Origin of the sequence: Paraburkholderia fungorum (assembly GCF_900099835.1) — a bacterium.
Lineage (GTDB): Bacteria > Pseudomonadota > Gammaproteobacteria > Burkholderiales > Burkholderiaceae > Paraburkholderia > Paraburkholderia fungorum_A.
In genome coordinates this window covers 1,004,434-1,023,939 of record NZ_FNKP01000001.1, presented here as the reverse complement: position 1 = coordinate 1,023,939, position 19,506 = coordinate 1,004,434, and the positions used below count along the sequence as shown (strand labels likewise).

Sequence of the window (19,506 nt, the reverse complement as noted above, 5' to 3'; positions counted from 1 at the left end):
CGCTAACGCGCCGCACCCGATGAATGGGCCGGCGCGTCGTTGCCTTCGACGATATTCTACCTCTACCCCCTTTCACTCCCGTCAGGCAGTTAAGGCCGCGAAACGCCATGGCAAAGGTGGTGAGAAGCACGCAGCAGTTATCGACTTCCGATAAGCGCCGCCCGTCGACATGCGGTTTCAGGGGCGCGCAGCCGGCGACTTCGGAAAGCCGTCCGTCAGACACAGCTTCAACGCATCGCGCCAGTGCGGTGCGGCGAGCCCGAATACCCGCGCCAGTTTGTCGTTCGACATCCTGGAGTTGGACGGGCGTTTGGCCGGCGTCGGATAGTCGGACGCCGGAATGGGCAGCGCGTTCGGCTTGTTCTGCAGATCGGCGAGTTCGAAAATCGCCGACGCGAAACCGTGCCAGGAGGTCGCATCGCCGGCGCACAGGTGATAGACGCCCGAACGCTCGCTCCACCATTTGGCGCTGTCTTCGGCGGCAAAAGATTGGGCGGCCAGATGCGCGGTGAGCGTGGCGATCGTATTGCACCAGGTGGGCGCGCCGAACTGGTCGGCGACGACTTTCAACTCGGGCCGGTCGGCGCCGAGCCGCAGCATGGTGAGCAGAAAATTCTTGCCGCGCGTGCCGTACACCCAGCTGGTACGCAGCACCAGATGATTCGCGCCGCTCGCCGCAATCGCCTGCTCGCCCGCCAGCTTGCTGCGGCCGTAGACGTTTTGCGGATCAGTGCGATCGTCTTCGACGTACGCCCCTTCTTTCTCGCCGTTGAACACGTAGTCGGTCGAATAGTGGATCAACGCCGCGCCCAGCTTCTTCCCCTCTTCGGCGAGGACGCCCGGCGCTTCGCCGTTGATGCGCATGGCGAGATCGCTTTCCTGTTCGGCCTTGTCGACCGCGGTGTAAGCAGCGGGATTGACGATCAGCGTGGGACGCACGTCGCGGACCACCGCCCGGACCTGATCCAGATCCGAGAGATCCATCACCGACCGATCCACTGCGACCACGTTGCCGAGCCCTTGCAGCGTGCGCGCAAGTTCATAGCCCACCTGACCGTTCACACCGGTGACGAGAATCGTCTGCGTGGCTTCACGTACGCTCATACGGCCCGCTCCTTATGCGAAGACTTCAGCATCGGCGAGCAGCTTGCCCGCCGCATCCTTCGCGGCCAGCAACGGCTCGAAGTCGATCGGCCATTCGATACCGATGGCGGGATCGTTCCAGACGATGCTGCGCTCGTGCTCGGGAAACCAGTAGTCGGTGGTCTTGTACAGAAACTGTGCGGACTCCGACAACACGACGAATCCGTGTGCAAAACCAGGCGGCACCCACAGTTGCCGATGATTCTCGACCGACAGATGCACACCCACCCACTTGCCGAAATTCGGCGAGCTTTTGCGGATATCCACTGCCACGTCGAACACGTCGCCTTCGACCACGCGCACCAGCTTGCCCTGCGCATGCTGGATCTGATAATGCAGACCGCGCAGCACGCCTTTCGCCGAACGCGAATGGTTGTCCTGCAGGAACTCGACGCCCGGCTCGACCTTCTCGGCAAACTCGGCCGCGTTAAAGCTCTCGAAGAAAAAGCCGCGCGCGTCGCCGAACACCTTCGGCTCGATGATCTTGACTTCCGGCAGCGCCGTAGCGGTTACTTGGATGGCCATGCAACGTGATCCGTCAGAATGTTTTGGAGGTACTGCCCGTAGGCATTCTTCGCGAGCGGCTTGGCCAGCGCCAGCAGTTGCTCGCCGTCGATCCAGCTTTGCCGGTACGCGATCTCTTCCGGACACGCGACGACCAGACCCTGACGCTTCTGCAGCGTCGCGATGAAGGTGGCCGCTTCGATCAGCGAATCGTGCGTGCCGGTATCGAGCCACGCATAGCCGCGCCCCATGATCTCGACATTGAGCGCCGCATCCGCGAGATAACGCGAGTTGACATCGGTAATTTCGAGTTCGCCGCGCGGCGACGGCTTGATGTCCGCCGCGATATCGCACACCTGCTTGTCGTAGAAGTAGAGACCCGTAACCGCGTAATTCGAACGCGGCTTGACCGGCTTCTCTTCAATCGACAACGCGCGGAACTGCTTGTCGAATTCGACCACACCGTAACGCTCCGGATCGTGCACGTGATACGCGAACACGGTGGCGCCTTCGGGTTGCGCGCTTGCATGCTCGAGCTGCTTCGCGAGATCGTGGCCGTAGAAAATGTTGTCGCCGAGAATCAGCGCCGACGGATCATTGCCGACAAATTCGCGACCGATGATGAACGCCTGCGCGAGCCCGTCCGGCGAAGGCTGAACGGCGTACTGGATGTTCATGCCCCACTGGCTGCCGTCGCCGAGCATCGCCTCGAAACGCGGCGTGTCCTGCGGCGTGGAGATGATCAGCACGTCGCGAATACCTGCCACCATCAATGTGGACAGCGGGTAGTAAATCATCGGCTTGTCGTACACCGGCAGCAACTGCTTGGAGACGACATGCGTGATCGGATACAGACGGGTGCCCGACCCGCCCGCGAGAATGATGCCTTTGCGCGCCATTACCGTGCCTTTACGCGCGCTGCGCGTAGTTGGTCTCAACCCACTTCCGATAGTCACCCGAAGCCACTTCGTCGGACCATGCCTGATTGTCCAGGTACCACTGGACCGTCTTCGCGAGACCCGTCTCGAACGTTTCCGCTGGCAGCCAGCCGAGTTCGCGTTCGAGCTTGCGTGCGTCGATGGCGTAGCGGCGGTCGTGGCCCGGACGATCCTTCACGTACGTGATCTGGTCGCGGTACGACGCATTCGCCTTCGGGCGCAACTGGTCGAGCAGGTCGCACAGCGTATGCACGACGTCGAGATTCTTCTTCTCGTTCCAGCCGCCCACGTTGTACGTCTCGCCCGGCGTGCCACGCGCGAGCACTTCGCGGATCGCACTGCAATGGTCGCCGACATACAGCCAGTCGCGCACGTTCTGACCGTCGCCGTATACCGGCAGCGGCTTGCCCGCGAGCGCGTTGGCGATCATCAGCGGGATCAGCTTTTCGGGGAACTGGTACGGACCGTAGTTGTTCGAGCAGTTCGTGGTGAGTACCGGCAGGCCGTACGTGTGATGGTACGCGCGCACCAGATGATCGGAACCCGCCTTGGTCGCCGAGTAAGGACTGTTCGGCGCATACGGCGTGGTTTCGGAGAACTGCGGATCGGTAGCGGACAGCGAGCCGAACACTTCGTCGGTCGACACGTGCAGGAAGCGGAACGCGGCCTTGTCGGCGTCGCCCAGCGCGTTCCAGTAATTGCGGGTCGCTTCGAGCAGCGTGAAAGTGCCGACCACGTTGGTCTGCACGAAATCGGCCGGGCCGTGAATGGAGCGGTCGACGTGACTCTCGGCCGCGAAGTGCAGCACCGCGCGCGGCTTGTGCTCGGCGAACAGTGCGTCGAGCGCGGCGCGGTCGCAGATATCTGCGCGGACAAAAATGTGTTTGGGATTGGCCTGTTGCGACTTGAGCGTACCCAGGTTGCCGGCATAGGTCAGCTTGTCTACATTCAGCACCGCTTCGTCCGAGGCATTGAGCCAGTCGAGCACGAAATTAGCGCCGATAAAGCCGGCACCGCCCGTTACCAGGATCATGAAATTCCCTTGTGATGTGAGTGGCGGGTGTGGAATCGATTCACCGATCTGCCTACCCCGCGCTGCGCCGGTCCGGAGTCCGATTCCTGTGCGTAGTCGGGGCGCCGCACGCATTGCACGCGGACGCCCAGACGCCTATCTTATGATGCCCCGATTATAAAGCGGCCCGGATTAAAAACCATAACCCTAACAACTTGAAACAGCTTGACAAGTTTGGTATCGAACCAACCCGGCGGCTTTTTCTGACAATTGCCTTTACGGGTGGGAGGGCGCACAGAGACGGGGCCGCCGATTCATTAACGGGTCTGCGGGGTGCTCGCAAACGCAATGTGCAAAAGGAGTAGAAAGCCGCCCGCGCGCATGCGCCGCATGAACAGGCGCATCGCGGAGGGCTGAAAAGCAGGGAAACGCAGGTCCAATTGACTGCCCGCGCCCTGTCAGGCCACGAGCATCCAGCGCAGCGTGTCCTCGAACGGGATGGCCTCGACGGCGGGCACCAGCGAGCGCAGCTTGGCCGGCGATCCAGCGAGCATTTTCACATCGGTTTGTCGGACGAATGCCGGGTTCACGCGAACTTCCAGTTCATGGCCCGTCAGATCGCTCGCCTTGGCGAGAATGTCGCGCAAGGTATAAGGCGTGCCGGTGCATACATTCACGGTCTCGGCAGCCGCTTCGGAATCGAGCAGCGCTTCGTACGCATCGGCCACGTAGCGCACGTCCGAAAAATCGCGTGCGACGTCGATGTTGCCCAGTTCGATGGACGGCTCACGTCGCGCGAAATGCTCGACGATCTTCGGCACAAGGAAGTTCGACGCCTGGCCGCGGCCGGTGTAATTGAACGGTCGTACGATCAGGATGGGCAACCGGTCGAACCAGGTGCGCACCATCGTTTCCATGGCCGCCTTGCTGGCCGCGTAGTGATTGACCGGCGTGACCGGGAAGCTTTCGTCGATCGCGTCGCTCGTCACGTTGCCGTACACGTTCGCACTGCTCGCAATCAGCAGCTTGCGCGGCGTATGGCCGACCGATGCACACGCTTCCAGGAGATTCAGCGTGCCGATCACGTTCACGCGATAGAAGTCGAGCGGGTCGTTGTGGCCCACGAAACTGATCGCGGCCAGATGCACGATGTAGTCGGGCCGCACGGTTTCGATCACGCGCCGGCAATCATCCGGCGACGTGATGTCGAGCCGCATTCGGGTGGGCGTTTCGGGCTCGTTGCGGCCGCCCACCGTCTCGATGACGGTGTGGCCGCGGCCCAGCAGCTTGTCGACCAGATAGCGGCCAGTGAAACCGTTCGCACCGGTGACGAGCGTGCGAACAGGTTGCGTCGATGCCGGCGCAGACATGTTTTCCTTTTTCACGGATGTCATCCTGTTGTAGTGCAATATCGCGCGTGGTCCGCGTTCTTCTGCCCGCTTGCAGCCCCGGGGGCCGCGTGGCGCGATATCGGTCCTTCAAACCAGCTATTATGTCACGCTAGCATGTTGCACCGCCCAATGCGGCACGCCTCGTGCGTCACCGCGAGTATCGAACTGCTCCGACTCACCTGATGACACCCTCCTCCACTTCCAGCGCCCCCTCCCCTCTGGTCCCGCTTGCGTTCGGCGATCTGCAAGGCTGCCGCCAGCCGTTCCAGCAATTGCTGGCCAAGGCCGCGCCGCCCGAAGGCACGCCACTGTGGTTCGCGGGCGATCTGATCAACCGTGGTTCCGAATCGCTCGCCACGTTACGCGACGTGATCGCGTTGGGTGAGCGCGCAGTGCCGGTACTGGGTAATCACGATCTGCATCTGCTGTCGGTGTCGGCGGGCATTCGCAAGTCGAAGAAAGGCGACACGATCGACGAAATTCTCGCCGCGCCCGATGCCGCCGATCTGCTTGAGTGGGTTCGTCACCGGCCGCTTGCGCACTTCGAGAACGGCATGCTGATGGTGCATGCGGGCGTGTTGCCGCAATGGGACGCGAATCTGACGATGGAACTCGCCGAAGATCTGCAGCGGGCGCTACGCGCGCCGAACTGGAAGGAAACGCTGGCGGGGTTGTACGGCAACGAGCCGAACCGGTGGAAGTCGAGCCTGAAAGGCATCGACCGGCTGCGTGTAACGTGCAGCGCGTTGACGCGCGTGCGCTTCTGCAACGCAGACGGCGCCATGGATTTCAGCAGCAGCGGCAGCCTCAATTCGGCGCCGGCGGGTTGCATGCCGTGGTTCGACGTGCCGTCGCGCAAGACCGCAGACATCACGGTCGTGTTCGGCCACTGGGCCGCGCTGGGTTTGACGTTGCGCGACAACCTGATCGGACTAGATTCAGGCTGCGTTTGGGGTGAGAAATTGTCGGCTGTGACGCTGACGAAGAATCCCGCGGAACGCACGCTGACGCAGGTCGACTGCGTCAGTTGCCGGATACCGGGGGCGTCGGAGGAATAAACGCGGCTCCGTTATGCGCCTCTGCAAACAGCGGCGTTTCTGCCCGCTTACTCCTTGCCTTCCTTGTGGTACACGTGCTTGTTCTCGACAACGCCCTTCGGGAACACCTTGCGCACGAGGCCGCGCGCGGTCGCGTCGGCTCGTAGCATGACGTCGCGAACCGGCTGCTCGGGGCGTCCGCGAAACGAGGTGGGGTGAAAGTAGTCGGCGTCGCCTGCCGGGTGGTCGGAGAAGTAATAGTTCGACACGCAGCAGCGCGGCTCGTCGCTCACGTTCGGCGAGACAGAGTGCCATGAATGCTGGTTCGTCACCATCACCGCGAGCCGGTTGAATTTCGCGACGATCGTGACCGGCTCGGCCTTCGGACCCTGCGGCCACACTTCGAGATTGCCGCCGTTCTCCGCGCGCCAGTTCGGCGACACGTAATACAGCAGATTCAGCACGCGATAACGCTGGCGATCCTTGTCGTGCGAATTGTCGAGATGCGGATTCAGGAAGTGCCCGCGCCCCATCATCGAAATACCGCCTGCGTACAGATGCTCGTCCGGGTAGAGCGAGTTGAGGCGGGTGATCTGCGTGACGAGATCCACCACTTCCGGCTCCTGAAACGCAAAGATCACTTCTTCGAGAATCGGCGCATGCTCGTTCATTTGCGCCGACACGTATTTCAGTTCGCGCAGGCTTTTGCGCAGCATCATCGTCGAGGCGTCGGGGAAACCGCGCCGGATCGTCGTAGCCAGCTCTTCCGGGAGAATGTCGTCGATGAAGAAATGATTGACGGGCGCGCTATCCTGCCATTGCTGGCACGCGGCATCCAGATTGTCGCGTAGTCGAGCGGCGATGAATTGGCCAATGTCGGTCCGCTGCAATTTCATTGCATCCATTTCGCACCTTTAGGCTGACGTGAAGATACTTTTTCATCAGACAAGAGTGGCCGCAGCGCGGCCCTGTGGTGCGATAGTGCGTCGATTTTGCAGCGTCGAAAGTGCGGCACCTATCATTTCTTCCGATTGCGCAGCCAGCGTGCGCCGGTCGGCGCCAGGCGCAAGCGGCTCGCACACGTAGACGTGCGCGGTCAGCGGGCCGCCCTGCAGCAGAAGATTCAACGAATCGGCGAGCGACAGGTCGTCGATATACGCCGGCGCGGTGGACTGCCGGCCCTGCGCGTCTTCATACATGATGCAGACGGGCTGCACCGGCGCCGCCGCCGACACGGCCGCCTGGAACATATTCGCGTGAAACGGCAACAGCGCGAGTCCGCTGGACGTCGTGCCTTCGGGAAACACACACATCAACTCGCCCGCTGCCAGCCGGTCGGACAACTCGTGCATGATCCGTTTCGCATCACTGCGTTTTTCGCGCTGAATGAACACGGTGTCCAGCTGCTGCGCGAGCCAGCCGACCACCGGCCATTGCCGGATCTCGGCCTTCGAGACGAACGGCGTCGGCCGCCACGCGTTGATCACGTAGATGTCGATCCACGAGATGTGATTGGCGACGACCAGCGCGCCACGGTCGAGCCGCGCGCTGTCGTTATGCACGACGAGTTGCATGCCGCACAGCCGCAGCATTTTCAGCGACCACGCGCGGTTGAGCGCGTGACGCTGTTCAGCGGAGGCCTTCGGAAAGCGCGTCGCCACGACCCACATGCCGTGCAGCAGATGCGTGACGAGACGGACCTTGCGTAACGCTAGCTTCATTGTTGGAGCTTTCCGTAACTAGCCGATGAGCGGAGTGAGAGTGAGTGCAAGGCCGCGGATATCAGCGCTGCTCGAACGCGACGTGACCCGACACGATGGTCGCGCGCACCCGCGCCGGCAATTCGTAACCGAGGAACGGCGTGTTGTGCCCCTGGCTCTTCAATGCACGCGGCTCGACGCGCCAATGCGCGTTGCGGTCGAATACGCAGAGGTCGGCGACGCTGCCCACTGCGATGCGGCCGGCCGCGTTCAGATTCAGCACGTCTGCCGGTGACGCGGTGATGCGGTTCAGCGCCTTCGCGAGCGGCACGCCCGCTTCGTCGGCCCACTTCACCGTCAGCGACAGGAACAGCTCCAGACCAGTCGCGCCCGGCGTGGCTTCGGCGAACGGCAGCAGCTTTTCGTCGTCGTCGACCGGCGTGTGATCGGAGCAGATTGCGTCGATCGTGCCGTCGACGAGACCTGCGCGGATCGCTTCGCGATCGCGCTGCTGACGCAGCGGCGGATCGAGCCGGAACTGCGCATCGAAATAACCGATGTCGAGGTCGATCAGATGCACGTGGTTCACGGTGACATCGCACGAAACCGGCAAGCCCTCGGCCTTGGCCGCGCGCATCAACTCGATGCCCGCCGCCGACGACACATGCGACAGATGCACGCGCGCGCCAGTCACGCGCACGAGTTCGAAGATGGTGTGCAGCGCGATCGTTTCCGCCGACACCGGCACGCCCGACAGGCCCATCCGCGAAGCCAGCGGGCCGCTTGCGGCGACGCCGCCCTTGCCGAGATACGCGTCCACGGGACGCAGCCACACGGTGTAGCCGTAAGTTTTCGCGTATTGCAGCGCGCGCATCAGCACCTGCGTGTCAACTACGGGCACGTCGGCCTGCGAGAAGCCGATGCAGCCGGCTTCGGTCAACTCGACCATCTCGGTGATGACCTGGCCTTTGAGACCAACCGTCAATGCGCCGAGCGGATACACGTGCGCCTGGTTCAGATTGCGCGCGCGGAACTTGAGCATCTCGACGAGGCCCGGTTCATCGAGCGTCGGATCGGTGTCCGGCGGACACACGAGGCTCGTCACGCCGCCCGCGAGCGCGGCCGCCATTTCGGATTCGAGCGTCGCCTTGTGTTCGTAGCCCGGCTCGCGCAAGCGCGCGGACAGGTCGACCAGACCCGGCGCGATGTGCAAGCCCGTGGCGTCGATCGTCTTCGCTGCGTGGAAGTCGGCCGGCGCCTGGCCGAGCGCGACGATCTTGCCTGCCGCGATAAAAATGTCCTGCTGCTGTTCGGTGCCCGCTGCCGGATCGATCAGCGTGCCGCCTTGAATATGAATCTTCATGCGCTGCCTTGTTGATTAGCTGCTGTTCAGCCTGGGTTTTCACCCGGCGTTCAACCAAGTTTTTGCGTTACGTGTTACGTGTTATGTGCCGCGTGTCCGTCGGCGTTGTTGCTGCTTTTGCCGTGACGGTATGCGTGACGAAGCGTGCTGCTGCCCTGCTTGTTGCATCGCGCTGCATCGCAACGGTTCACGCTTTTTCACCGCAATCAGTCGTGATTGCCCGCGACAATGCCCATCACCGCCATCCGCACCGCGATACCGAACGTGACCTGATTCAGGATCACCGATTGCGGACCGTCCGCGACCTGCGAGTCGATTTCGACGCCGCGATTCATCGGGCCCGGGTGCATCACGATGGCGTCGGGCGCGGCGAGCGCAAGGCGCTCCGGCGTCAAACCCCAGCTCTTGAAGTACTCCTGCGCCGACGGCAGCAACGCGCCGCTCATCCGCTCGTTCTGCAGACGCAGCATGATGATCACGTCGACGTCCTTCAGACCTTCGTCGAGATTGTGGAACACCCGCACGCCCATCTGTTCGAGACCGCCCGGCAGCAACGTGCGCGGCCCGATCGCGCGCACTTCCGGCACGCCAAGCGTGGTCAGCGCGTGAATGTCCGAGCGCGCGACCCGCGAATGCAGAATGTCGCCGACGATTGCCACCCGCAGCTTCGTGAAATCCTTCTTGTAGTGACGGATCGTGTACATGTCGAGCAGCCCCTGCGTGGGGTGCGCATGACGGCCGTCGCCCGCGTTGATCACGTGCACGTGCGGCGCGCAATGCTGCGCGATCAGGTACGGCGCGCCGCTCGACGCGTGACGCACGACGAACATATCGGCATGCATCGCCGACAGGTTGTTGATCGTGTCGAGCAGCGACTCACCCTTGCTGGTCGACGACGCGTTGATGTTCAGATTCAGCACGTCGGCGGAAAGACGCGTTGCGGCGATTTCGAAGGTGGTGCGGGTGCGCGTCGAGTTCTCGAAGAACAGGTTGAACACCGACTTGCCGCGCAACAGCGGCACCTTCTTCACTTCCCGGTCGGTCACGCTGACGAACTGGTCGGCGGTATCGAGAATGTGATTGACGATCGCCTTGGGCAAGCCCTCGATCGACAAAAGATGTTTCAGCTCGCCGTTTTTCGTGAGCTGCGGGTTGCCCTTCAGGAAGCCGTAACGGAAGCGCTCGGTGGCGCTATCGGCGGAATCGCTGGGAGCCTGGGTGGCGGTGTTCATGGTGTACCTGCTTCAAATACGGGCTTCAACGTGATCGATGTCGATGCGGATGCTGACTGCGTGTGACGAGGTGTGGCGATTTTGCGCCGGCCTTTGCGTGGAACGCGGGGGTCGGCTTTGATGCTGTTGCTGTGTCGCGCGAGTGCCTTGCGGCCTTCTCTCGCGGCTTTTATGCAATTTTTCTGCGAATGTTTGTGCGATTCCGGCGCGCGGCGTTGGCGTGACTAGCGCAGTGCGCAGGACGCACGCCGCTCAGTCGACGCGTGCTTCGGTATGAAACGTGAAACGCGCGTCACCTTGCGCACTGCCCTCTTCGCGGGCCAGCACGAGCGTGGCGTCAGCCGGCACATTCACCGAGCCGCCGACAAAGCGCGCCGCCACCGGCAACTCGCGGCCGCCACGATCGGCGAGCACGGCCAGTTCGACCGATGCCGGACGGCCATAGTCATACAGCTCGTTGAGCGCCGCGCGAATCGTGCGGCCGGTGTACAGCACGTCGTCGACCAGCACGATGCGTGCGCCGTCTACGGAAAACGGCAGCGAGGTCGGGCTGGCCTGCGAATGCAAACCTTTTTTCGCGTAGTCGTCGCGATGCAGCGCAACGTTCACCACGCCGAAATCCGGCAACTGCAGGTCGTGCGCGAGCCGCGCGGCGAGCCACGCGCCGCCGCTGTGAATGCCGGCGAGCACAATGCCTTGCGTGGCGGGCTGATCGCCGTACACCGTGCGAATCTGATCGAGCAACGCGCGATAAAGCGCTTCGGCGTCAAGAGAACTCATGATCGTCGGAAAGTCCGTCAAGATATTGCTGGAGGATGATGCTGGCGGCTTCGGCGTCGAGCATGTCGGCGCGGCCGTTGCCGGCGCGAATCTCCGCCTTCGCCTCGACCGACGAATAACGTTCGTCGATCCACGTGACAGGCAGATTGAAGCGTCCGTTCAGCTGATTGCCGAAGCGTTTCGCCAGTTGGGTCATTTCGTGCGGCGTACCGTCCGGGTGCATCGGCAAGCCGACCACCAGCGCGTCCGGCTTCCATTCGGCGATCAGTTTGCCGACCTCTTCGAAGCGGTATTCGCGGCTGCGGTTCTGCACGATGACGAGCGGCCGCGCGCTGCGCGTGAGCGAATTGCCGACCGCCACGCCGATGCGTTTTTCACCGTAGTCGAACGCAAGCAGCGTCGCCTCACGTCCGGCCGACAGGCTCATGCGTGACCCGCTTCGCCCGACAGCATCGACAGGTTGATGCCGAGCAGCGCGAGCGCGGCTTCGAGACGCTCTTCAGCGGGTACGTCGAAGATGATTTTCGGGTCGGCTTCAACCGTGAGCCAGCCGTTCTTCGAAATCTCTTCTTCGAGCTGACCCGCACCCCAGCCGGCGTGGCCGAGCGTGAGCAGGAAGCGTTCGGGACCGGTGCCGCTCGCGACGGCTTCGAGCACGTCTTTCGAGGTGGTCATTTCCAGACCGCCAGGCACCGACATGGACGACGTGTACGGATCGCCGCTTTTCGGGTCGTGCAGCACGAAGCCGCGCTCGGTTTGCACCGGGCCGCCGAAATACACGGGCACATGGAGAAGGGGTTCGATTTCGAGCTTGAGGTCGATGCGACTGAAGAGCGCTTGCAGGTCGATGTCGGTCGGCCGGTTGATCACGAGGCCGAGCGCGCCGCGCTCACTGTGATCGCAAAGGTAGACCACCGTTCCTGAAAACGTCGGATCGGCCATGTTCGGCATGGCGATCAGGAACTGGTTGGTCAGATTGATGCGATCGGTACTCTTGGACATAGTTCGGATTTTAGCAAAGACGATGCAGGATGGCGGGGCTTTGAGCGTGGAACCGCGATGTGTGCCATGAAGCGTACCGCGAGCCATCGACGGCCAATCAGGTTGCACTTTATCACGCACGAGGGCCGTGGCTAAGGCACGGGCGAGGAGTTGCGGCGCCTCCGCCGATATGGGCTACGGGCGCATTCCTGTCGAGCGCAGAAGCAGCGCACCGTGCCGCACGGCGATCGCTCACGCGCCGCCCTGTTCGATCGCCCGTGTCAGCGTGGTCATCGCGGCCTGAGTGACGCCGCCGGCAGGCGGAGCCACGCCTGCGGCGACCTTGTGCAGCATTGCGCGCAACGCCTCGGCGGCCTGCTCGAGCGCACTCGCGGCCGGCGCTTCGACGATCACATGCGCGCGCACGGCCGGGGTCGAAACGCCGGCATGCGCCCGGCGGCGCCATGCCAACCCCAGCGCGTCGGCCAGCAGCGCCACGTGACCCAGGCCCAACGCGCACGCGGCCGAGCCGAGCCGGTAAGCGGCGTCGCCCGCTTGCAGCGCCTCGCTCGGGTCGGCCTTTTCCGGCTGATCGGCCGCACGGGCGTGCTCGGCAAGCGCGGCGATCGCAGCGTCGGCGGTTTGCAGGAAGTCCTCGTAGGCGTTCGCGTTCACCGTCAGCACGCCCAGATCGCGCGTCAATGAAGTGCGCGCGGCGCTGATCGACTGCGCTTCGAGCGCGCCCGCCTCCCACAGCATTTCCGACGATTGCGTACCCGCGACGTGCCAGTCGACCGTCAAACCATAGTCGTGCAGCACCTCGACCTGGTCGGCGTCTTCAGCGGCCGCGCCGAACAGCGCATAGTCGCGCCACAGTAGCGCGAGCGTCGCCCGAACCAGCGAACGCGGCGCGCGCTCCATGCCGCGCGCATGATCGGCCAGCGCCAGATTGCAGCGGGCGTAGAAACGTCGCGCGTCGGTGTCGCCGGTTGCACGGCCGCTCACCCGGAGCGCGGTTGCGCAGGCTTTCGCGAGACGCCAGAAATCGTAGGGGTCCGGGCCGGAGAGGTCGGTGAAGACCACGTCCAGTTCGTCGAGCGCGGCATTCGTGACGGCCAGCGCAACCGCACTCCCCGTGCCGGCTTGCGAACGCAGCACGGGCAGCAGCGCGCGTTCGTAGCGGGCCCGCAAATGAGCCAGCTGATCGGCGGATTGGGCGTGAAACGACACCGGAGGCACCGGGCGAGCGGTCAGCGCGAGGTCTTCGAAAGCGACGGCGGAACCGGGCGTGTGCTCGGAAAGATGCACGCCCAGCGACCGGTAGTGGTCGAACAGCGTGGGCGAGCAGGACAGCTCGCGCAAATTGTGACGTTCGAGCGCCGCACGGAAATCGCGCAGCGCCGCGCCGAACACCGGGCGCACGGGCTGCGCATCGGCGGGATCGCCCGCTGCTAGCGGCGAAAGCCGCACCAGCGCGTCGGCGAAACGCTGTGCGCTCAGCCAGCCGGCACCACGTAATGCATGAGACGCGCGCAGCAGCGCCGACGTGCTCTCGTGTTGCTGTTCGAACGCCAGCAATGCCTCCGCCAGCGCAAGCTCCGCCGGACGGACGGAGCCGCCGCGCGGATTTGGAAGGGCATCGAAGGAAACGGGTGCAGCGGATCGAGAGGTCATGGGCAGGCGACACGAAGCTGACGGGCCGTCGCCTCGCGCCGCGCGCAGACTGATCGGCTAACGCGCGAACCGGCGACAGGACAATGACAGACTACCGTTGCGACACGGCGCAACCGACGATGTTCCGCACCGCATTCTGAAACTGCACGGCGGATGGCGCGCTGGACGAACGCATCGGGGAGAATTTCCGGGCGTGGCCGCCGCACTCACGAGCGTTGCCGATCGACTTCCGGGCCCGCTCGCAGCACACATCACCGGACCGGTCGCTGCCGCAGCCGCGCGCTATAGACGCGAACGACGACACCGGCCGGCAAATGCCCGGCAAGCGACCGACTTCAGATCTGGACCATCTCGAAGTCTTCCTTGCGCGCACCACACTCCGGGCAAGTCCAGTTAATGGGAACGTCTTCCCAACGCGTGCCCGGCGCAATGCCTTCGTCCGGCAAACCGGCTTCTTCGTCGTAAATCCAGCCGCAAATCAGGCACATCCAGCTTTGATATTCCATTCTTGTGTCGCGTCGTAGAGTCCGTGGAAACGGGAGCCATGATGGTACCGTGTTGCCGCCCCAATGCCTAGCAATCAGAATGGTGCAACCGCCGAGGGCATGGCGTTCGGCGATGCGATCTGCGTCGGCTGGCATCGGTTGACCGCACCGCGCACCGCGCGGGCGGCCGGCTGTTTGCTGCCAGGCGGCAAAGTGTATGAAAAAACGCCCTGGCGACGGTTTAGGCCGCATAATTGAGTCGATTGCGCACTGTCTGCGCCAAAATCCTGCTCCTTTTTGTCAACCTTCATGCCCAGCGACACGCCTCCGATCGTCCTCACCTTCGGCCTCTCCGATCCCACCGGCGGCTCCGGCCTTCAAGCCGACCTGATGACCCTTGCCAGCATGGGCTGTCACGGGGTTTCCGTGCTCACCGGCTACACCGTGCGCGACTCGGCTAGCTGCGACGAAGTCACCGGGCTCGACCCCGAAGTCGTCGCCACCCAGGCGCGGATGCTGCTCGAAGACATGCCTATCGCCGCGTTCAAGGTCGGCGCCTGCACGCGCGCCGAAGTGGTGAGCGCGATCGCCGAAGTGGTCGCCGACTACGACGACATTCCGCTGATCCTCGCGCCCGACTTCACGCTTGACGACGAACACGTTCTTGCCGCCGACGAATTGCGCGAAGCGATCGCCGACCTGCTCGCGCCGCAAACCACGCTGCTGGTCGCCGATTCGGCCACGCTGCTCGCGCTCGCGCAGCCGGATGGCGACGCCGAAGCGCCGAGCCTCGACGCAGCGATCTCGCATCTGCTGTCACAGGGCTGCGAATACATTCTGTCGACGGAAACGGGCACGCACCGCCTCGTCAACACGCTGTTCAGCGAAGACGGCCAGTTGAGGCAGGACATGTGGGACCGCGGCAGCCACCGGATCATGGGCCTGACCGACACGCTTGGCTCCGCGATTGCCGCGTTGCTGGCCAACGGGCAGGATCCCGCCGAAGCCGTTCGTGAAGCCCAGGAATATCTGTATCAGGCGATGCGCAACGCGTTTCGGCCTGGAATGGGCGCGTATATGCCCGACCGGTTTTTCTGGGCTCGCAGCAGCGAGGAAGACACGCCGCTGGGCGCTGGGAAGGATGCGACGCCGGGTGAGGCTCGACACTGAGCGGTTTCGTTTGGCTGGCTTGGTGACATGGGATCCGCTCCGACGGACCGATTGACCATTCCTTGGAGATACTGGAATAAGGGTTCGTAAGCTGGCAAGCAAACGCGGGCCAGCTTCAAACTCTGGCTGCGCGAAAATCAGCCTCAACGCGCATCCACTTTTCTGGCAATCAAGCCGTCTCGATGAATAGCGGACGTTTTGTCGATTGACTGGACACGACATCCTCTACCGTTTTAAGCACAACGGAAGCACATCGGCGCGACCCACCGGCGTCCTGATAGTGATGAGCCCGTTTCACTTCATCCGCCAACTTTGCGGGATAGGAGTCGTCGCTCAATGCGTCGATCACCGTATCTGCGCAGGTTTGGGCGTCATACACGGTAGGAACGGGAATCCGGTCTATCCGCTCTGCAATCAACGCCCTATTACCCGACAAATACAATTCATGATCAGGTCGGAAATAGATAACCGGCTTACCAGTATGAAGATAATCAAAAACGATAGATGAATAATCCGTGATCATAATATCCACGTATTTCAGAACTGGATAAATGTCCGTATTATCCTCGATCAATGTGAGGTCCGGGATACCTTGCAAATATGCCCTCTGCGCGGGCATTTCAAACGGATGCAAATTCACGAAAAGCCGAATACCCCGATGCTTTAGCCGCGCAGCAAGCTTGCCTAGCTCGATTTCCCTGACCCATTCGGGCCGCCCCTCGCGCCACGTTGGCGCATACCAGGCGACCTTCTCACCATTTTTCTCACGTACCATCGCGTACGCACGTTCATCGACATTAACGAGATCATGCTTGGTGATTTCCCGATAAAACAGGTCATTTCTCGCATAGCCGGTGACAAAGAACTCATCGATGGACATGGCCTCCCCAAAGAGATCGCAATCTCCCGCTGCGGCCCCACAGAAAACATTGTTATTAACCGCAGCCTTCAAAATGATCGAATAATGAAGGTCGATATTTCTATTTCCCTGAAGCTTCTGCAGGAGAATCTTGCGCAATGGAGTTCCATGCCAAAGATTGACCCGCTTTGCGCCCGATAGATAAGCGTAAAGGAGTGGAGGGTTTGGCGGTCCATCTATAAAAAAACCATCGTCCACGATGACTGCTGCATCTAGTAAGCGTCCGGCGATGTCCGAGCCTGTACCCTTCCAGAGAAGCACTGGAAGATCCAACGCGCTCAGAAGATTGAAAGTATCCAGATTCAGTGTCAGAAAAAAACACGCCAGATCAAGATTCTCACGCTCGATCCTGGCCATCATTTCCATAAACGTATATTTCAGATTACCTTCGAAATATCGTGGAGTATAAAAAATGACGGTCTTTTTCTTTTTCTTGTATTTCGAGACATAAGAAAAATTCTCACAGATTTTTCTGATTTCATCCTGTTTGTTCCGAAGCGTCATGTCCCCCACGATCTGGCTTAATCGAACCTGCTTCGGTGATGCACTCCGCCCTTCATTTTCTCCAAATTTCGCATAATGCGCCAACCCACTCACAATCTCGCCACGCAGCCAGGCTTCCTGCACATCGGGATTATTCTGCAGATAATGCTCTTCATCGAAAATATCGAATTTCTGCTCTGAAAATTTCATAAGATGGCAATCCACGTGTGTTTGCTGCTGGTGTTCTGGGGTGAGACGTCGACTCAAGCTCGCGCGGGCCGCGAAGTGACATTCCGCCACGCGGCCGCGCATGAAATTGTGCAGTCGATCTGCACATTCGCGTTCAATGCTCTCTCAGTCTTCGCAACGTGTCGTTAATAAGCGTCGAAGACGTCGACTTTGTATATGGAAAATAAATAACTTCAACGCCGTGATTTGAAAGATCGGCCTCATAATCTTTCCATCGATCGTTTTTATACCAATCGTCGCCCACGAACATCATGGTAAATTTGTATCGATGAAATGCATCTACCTTGTCCATCGTATCTTGGGGGACAGCGAGATCCACGTATCGACAGGCCCTGACGATTTCGATCCGCTCGTCGAAAGAAATGACGGCCCGTTTATTTTTGTACGAAACAAGTTCGTCAACGGTCACGCCTACCACCAGGCGATCGCACATAGATTTCGCGTTTCGCAGCAAATTAATATGGCCGACGTGAAACAGATCAAATACGCCTGTTGTGTATCCGATTACCATTTCAACTCCTCAAGCACGAGCTTCTGGAAAAAGGCATATTCTTTTTTTCTGTCGATATCACTGAAGCTGGCGCTAAAGCCCACCTTCCTTCGACTCAGGGCGCCTGTCAAATTCAGTTTTTTTGCAAATTCTCTCAATGGTACTTTCGACCCTGACGAGTTTATTTTAGTATCAGCGGCTCGCCGGTACATGAAATTGATTAGCGACTTATTAACGAACGGAACGCGAGCTTCCTTCGAAGCCGCCATACAAGCGAAATCCATTCTCCGAAGTAGCCCAGGTAAATGAAAGTCGTAGAAAAAATCTTCCACGAATTCGGTAAGGGTCTTGCCCGCCCGCATCGTTTCGATATATTCGATAAGCCGGTCGGTTGGTTCGACCGTATCGGAATAGCCATATCTGTCGAGAAACGCCTTCACTCCCCCCCACTCGCCAAGCATCGACCAGCGATATATTCCGTCGTACCCAAACAGCAATTCATCGGCGCCCTCGCCGGTCAGGACGACTTTCTCGTCGTCTCTCATCGACTTGCAGGCAAGATAGATCAACCCCTCATTGGGAACGGAGAGCGGTTCCCCGCGAAGCCGGGTCAACTTCTTCCAAGTTTGAACGAGTTCTTCTGACGATACGCTTTGAATCGTCAATTCGCGCTTCAGTGCACCAGCCGTTTCGCTTGCGCCGACGAATTCGTTATTTCCATCGAGTCCCACCGTATAAGCCCGTCTGACGGACGACAGCGCGGTGATAACCGCACTGTCGAGGCCGCCACTCAGCAGAGCGACATTCGAGACGTCGCTGAATTCGTGACCACGAACCGAAGCCGTCAGAAGCTGTTGAAACTCACTATTTGAAAACGGCACTGGACAAGGAGTCCGCGTCCAATACTGCATGGTCGCGCCCGAACTGTCGATCACCGTTCCCGGCTTCACTTCTTCGATTCCGCGAAAAAACGAGCTACCCGGAATCGGACGCCGGACCAGTTGCCACTCCTGAATCGCCTCGCGGCATGGGCTTGCATGAACAAGTCCTGCAATCACAGCCGCTTCGGATCCAACAACAACAGAATCTTCCGAGCGATGAATGAACAATGGCTTAATGCCGAATGGATCACGCGCAGCAATCCAGTGTCTACGCTCGGTGTCGTAAATGACGAGCGCAAACATGCCGTCGAGGCGGCGAATAAAATCGATGCCTTGCCGGGCGAATCCCTCGATAATCGTCTCGGTATCCGATGCTGTTCTAAAATCGACGCCAAGCGTTTCACGCAATTCAAGATGGTTATAGATCTCGCCATTGAACACAATGACGTAACGACCGCATCCCGAACGCATCGGCTGATCCGAACGCGCGCCGGGGTCGATAATCGATAGCCGGTTGTGCCCCAGGAGAACTTGCCCGCCGCCGCAAACCACTACGCGCTGGGCATCCGGTCCGCGCCACGCCTGAGCGCTCAATGATTCTTCAAACCGCTCACGAGTAATGAGTTGTTTTGTATTTTGCTGCAAAAAAATTAATCCACACACATCGGCCTCTACACTCTCTCTCTAAACCAATGCAACTGAATCTGTCAGTTCTCGCACTAGCCTGAGCCTTCAACCTGAAGACGCTTTCGTCACCCGATACAAATCACTCGAAAAAATTTCACAAATTAAGCTTGGAAATAAATCCGCGACGCCCGCAGCGACACCCGAAGAGGTAACGGCGAAGTCGACCCGTGAAATCATGTCTGTATGATGAAAAAATCAAAGATAAGAAGATATTCGGATCGTGCAGATTCTTAAAGCCCGATACTGTAACAATTGATTACACCTTTGAAAGAAACTTCGGTCATTCCTCCACAACTCCTGCGACCTCGAGATAAAAAGGGGCATTTTCAGAATGGATGGACGAAAAAAAACCCGCAGAATCTGCGGGTTTTTTTCAGGGCAACGCAC

Annotated in this window: 19 protein-coding genes; 2 read left to right on the top strand and 17 right to left on the bottom strand. The window is 60.6% G+C overall.

The annotated features are described in order from the left end of the window. Nucleotides 1–177 precede the first annotated feature (177 nt). The 5 genes from rfbD to BLS41_RS04535 form a co-directional block, all read right to left on the bottom strand. Nucleotides 178–1,104, bottom strand: coding sequence for a dTDP-4-dehydrorhamnose reductase (gene rfbD, locus BLS41_RS04555; protein ID WP_074763205.1), 927 nt, complete (start codon nucleotides 1,102–1,104; stop codon nucleotides 178–180). A 12-nt stretch (nucleotides 1,105–1,116) separates the two neighbouring features. Then, entirely contained in the window at nucleotides 1,117–1,668 is a 552-nt protein-coding gene (rfbC, locus tag BLS41_RS04550) for a dTDP-4-dehydrorhamnose 3,5-epimerase (protein WP_074763204.1), read from the bottom strand. After that, the gene (rfbA, locus tag BLS41_RS04545; RefSeq protein WP_074763203.1) at nucleotides 1,653–2,546 is read right to left on the bottom strand and encodes a glucose-1-phosphate thymidylyltransferase RfbA; all 894 of its coding nucleotides are present in this window, start codon (nucleotides 2,544–2,546) and stop codon (nucleotides 1,653–1,655) included. Before rfbA ends, rfbC begins: the two co-directional genes overlap by 16 nt. A 10-nt stretch (nucleotides 2,547–2,556) precedes the next feature. After that, nucleotides 2,557–3,618 carry a dTDP-glucose 4,6-dehydratase gene (gene rfbB / locus BLS41_RS04540; RefSeq protein ID WP_074763202.1) on the bottom strand — a complete coding sequence of 354 codons (1,062 nt, stop codon included), beginning with the start codon at nucleotides 3,616–3,618 and terminating at the stop codon, nucleotides 2,557–2,559. 437 nt (nucleotides 3,619–4,055) lie between these two features. After that, nucleotides 4,056–4,967 carry a GDP-mannose 4,6-dehydratase gene (locus tag BLS41_RS04535; protein WP_074766287.1) on the bottom strand — a complete coding sequence of 304 codons (912 nt, stop codon included), beginning with the start codon at nucleotides 4,965–4,967 and terminating at the stop codon, nucleotides 4,056–4,058. 203 nt (nucleotides 4,968–5,170) lie between these two features. Here BLS41_RS04535 and BLS41_RS04530 point away from each other — a divergent pair, with 203 nt between their 5' ends. Next, entirely contained in the window at nucleotides 5,171–6,046 is an 876-nt protein-coding gene (locus tag BLS41_RS04530) for a symmetrical bis(5'-nucleosyl)-tetraphosphatase (RefSeq protein ID WP_074763201.1), read from the top strand. A gap of 47 nt (nucleotides 6,047–6,093) precedes the next feature. Here the strand turns inward: BLS41_RS04530 and BLS41_RS04525 are convergent, their stop codons facing one another. The 9 genes from BLS41_RS04525 to BLS41_RS04485 all read right to left on the bottom strand — a co-directional run bounded on the left by BLS41_RS04525 (nucleotide 6,094) and on the right by BLS41_RS04485 (nucleotide 14,261). Further along, entirely contained in the window at nucleotides 6,094–6,930 is an 837-nt protein-coding gene (locus BLS41_RS04525; RefSeq protein WP_253189616.1) for a 2OG-Fe(II) oxygenase, read from the bottom strand. 36 nt (nucleotides 6,931–6,966) lie between these two features. Then, nucleotides 6,967–7,746, bottom strand: coding sequence for a lysophospholipid acyltransferase family protein (locus tag BLS41_RS04520; RefSeq protein WP_074763199.1), 780 nt, complete (start codon nucleotides 7,744–7,746; stop codon nucleotides 6,967–6,969). Nucleotides 7,747–7,807: 61 nt separating this feature from the next. After that, nucleotides 7,808–9,088 (bottom strand): dihydroorotase, encoded by a 1,281-nt coding sequence (locus BLS41_RS04515; RefSeq protein WP_074763198.1) that lies wholly within the window; start codon nucleotides 9,086–9,088, stop codon nucleotides 7,808–7,810. Nucleotides 9,089–9,294: 206 nt separating this feature from the next. Beyond that, nucleotides 9,295–10,320, bottom strand: coding sequence for an aspartate carbamoyltransferase catalytic subunit (locus BLS41_RS04510; RefSeq protein ID WP_074763197.1), 1,026 nt, complete (start codon nucleotides 10,318–10,320; stop codon nucleotides 9,295–9,297). 252 nt (nucleotides 10,321–10,572) lie between these two features. Next, a complete protein-coding gene (gene pyrR, locus BLS41_RS04505; protein ID WP_074763196.1) occupies nucleotides 10,573–11,100 on the bottom strand; it encodes a bifunctional pyr operon transcriptional regulator/uracil phosphoribosyltransferase PyrR in 528 nt (175 codons plus the stop codon). Beyond that, on the bottom strand, nucleotides 11,087–11,527 hold the full coding sequence (gene ruvX / locus BLS41_RS04500) for a Holliday junction resolvase RuvX (RefSeq protein ID WP_074763195.1): 441 nt from the start codon (nucleotides 11,525–11,527) through the stop codon (nucleotides 11,087–11,089). The genes pyrR and ruvX overlap by 14 nt, the downstream gene beginning before the upstream one ends. After that, nucleotides 11,524–12,102 carry a YqgE/AlgH family protein gene (locus BLS41_RS04495; protein ID WP_074763194.1) on the bottom strand — a complete coding sequence of 193 codons (579 nt, stop codon included), beginning with the start codon at nucleotides 12,100–12,102 and terminating at the stop codon, nucleotides 11,524–11,526. Before BLS41_RS04495 ends, ruvX begins: the two co-directional genes overlap by 4 nt. 231 nt (nucleotides 12,103–12,333) lie before the next feature. Continuing rightward, complete coding sequence (locus BLS41_RS04490; RefSeq protein ID WP_074763193.1) at nucleotides 12,334–13,755, bottom strand: FimL-related protein; 1,422 nt, start codon at nucleotides 13,753–13,755, stop codon at nucleotides 12,334–12,336. 335 nt (nucleotides 13,756–14,090) lie between these two features. Next, nucleotides 14,091–14,261, bottom strand: coding sequence for a rubredoxin (locus BLS41_RS04485; RefSeq protein WP_006047743.1), 171 nt, complete (start codon nucleotides 14,259–14,261; stop codon nucleotides 14,091–14,093). A gap of 288 nt (nucleotides 14,262–14,549) precedes the next feature. Between BLS41_RS04485 and BLS41_RS04480 the strand changes: the two genes are divergently transcribed. Further along, nucleotides 14,550–15,410, top strand: a complete 861-nt coding sequence (locus BLS41_RS04480; protein ID WP_074763192.1) for a hydroxymethylpyrimidine/phosphomethylpyrimidine kinase — start codon at nucleotides 14,550–14,552, stop codon at nucleotides 15,408–15,410. A gap of 169 nt (nucleotides 15,411–15,579) precedes the next feature. Here BLS41_RS04480 and BLS41_RS04475 read toward each other — a convergent pair whose 3' ends face one another. From BLS41_RS04475 to asnB, 3 genes are all read right to left on the bottom strand, one after another. After that, on the bottom strand, nucleotides 15,580–17,022 hold the full coding sequence (locus BLS41_RS04475; RefSeq protein WP_074763191.1) for a CDP-glycerol glycerophosphotransferase family protein: 1,443 nt from the start codon (nucleotides 17,020–17,022) through the stop codon (nucleotides 15,580–15,582). Between the two features lie 133 nt (nucleotides 17,023–17,155). Then, nucleotides 17,156–17,572 (bottom strand): FAD synthase family protein, encoded by a 417-nt coding sequence (locus BLS41_RS04470; protein WP_074763190.1) that lies wholly within the window; start codon nucleotides 17,570–17,572, stop codon nucleotides 17,156–17,158. Beyond that, entirely contained in the window at nucleotides 17,566–19,095 is a 1,530-nt protein-coding gene (gene asnB, locus BLS41_RS04465; RefSeq protein ID WP_074763189.1) for an asparagine synthase (glutamine-hydrolyzing), read from the bottom strand. Before asnB ends, BLS41_RS04470 begins: the two co-directional genes overlap by 7 nt. Between the last annotated feature and the right edge of the window lie 411 nt (nucleotides 19,096–19,506).

Excerpts from the sequence above, each read along its gene's own strand:
- rfbD (WP_074763205.1), bottom strand. The coding sequence starts at position 1,104 with ATGAGCGTACGTGAAGCCACGCAGACGATTCTCGTCACCGGTGTGAAC.
- rfbC (WP_074763204.1), bottom strand. The coding sequence starts at position 1,668 with ATGGCCATCCAAGTAACCGCTACGGCGCTGCCGGAAGTCAAGATCATC.
- rfbA (WP_074763203.1), bottom strand. The coding sequence starts at position 2,546 with ATGGCGCGCAAAGGCATCATTCTCGCGGGCGGGTCGGGCACCCGTCTG.
- rfbB (WP_074763202.1), bottom strand. The coding sequence starts at position 3,618 with ATGATCCTGGTAACGGGCGGTGCCGGCTTTATCGGCGCTAATTTCGTG.
- BLS41_RS04535 (WP_074766287.1), bottom strand. The coding sequence starts at position 4,967 with ATGTCTGCGCCGGCATCGACGCAACCTGTTCGCACGCTCGTCACCGGT.
- BLS41_RS04530 (WP_074763201.1), top strand. The coding sequence starts at position 5,171 with ATGACACCCTCCTCCACTTCCAGCGCCCCCTCCCCTCTGGTCCCGCTT.
- BLS41_RS04525 (WP_253189616.1), bottom strand. The coding sequence starts at position 6,930 with ATGGATGCAATGAAATTGCAGCGGACCGACATTGGCCAATTCATCGCC.
- BLS41_RS04520 (WP_074763199.1), bottom strand. The coding sequence starts at position 7,746 with ATGAAGCTAGCGTTACGCAAGGTCCGTCTCGTCACGCATCTGCTGCAC.
- BLS41_RS04515 (WP_074763198.1), bottom strand. The coding sequence starts at position 9,088 with ATGAAGATTCATATTCAAGGCGGCACGCTGATCGATCCGGCAGCGGGC.
- BLS41_RS04510 (WP_074763197.1), bottom strand. The coding sequence starts at position 10,320 with ATGAACACCGCCACCCAGGCTCCCAGCGATTCCGCCGATAGCGCCACC.
- pyrR (WP_074763196.1), bottom strand. The coding sequence starts at position 11,100 with ATGAGTTCTCTTGACGCCGAAGCGCTTTATCGCGCGTTGCTCGATCAG.
- ruvX (WP_074763195.1), bottom strand. The coding sequence starts at position 11,527 with ATGAGCCTGTCGGCCGGACGTGAGGCGACGCTGCTTGCGTTCGACTAC.
- BLS41_RS04495 (WP_074763194.1), bottom strand. The coding sequence starts at position 12,102 with ATGTCCAAGAGTACCGATCGCATCAATCTGACCAACCAGTTCCTGATC.
- BLS41_RS04490 (WP_074763193.1), bottom strand. The coding sequence starts at position 13,755 with ATGACCTCTCGATCCGCTGCACCCGTTTCCTTCGATGCCCTTCCAAAT.
- BLS41_RS04485 (WP_006047743.1), bottom strand. The coding sequence starts at position 14,261 with ATGGAATATCAAAGCTGGATGTGCCTGATTTGCGGCTGGATTTACGAC.
- BLS41_RS04480 (WP_074763192.1), top strand. The coding sequence starts at position 14,550 with ATGCCCAGCGACACGCCTCCGATCGTCCTCACCTTCGGCCTCTCCGAT.
- BLS41_RS04475 (WP_074763191.1), bottom strand. The coding sequence starts at position 17,022 with ATGAAATTTTCAGAGCAGAAATTCGATATTTTCGATGAAGAGCATTAT.
- BLS41_RS04470 (WP_074763190.1), bottom strand. The coding sequence starts at position 17,572 with ATGGTAATCGGATACACAACAGGCGTATTTGATCTGTTTCACGTCGGC.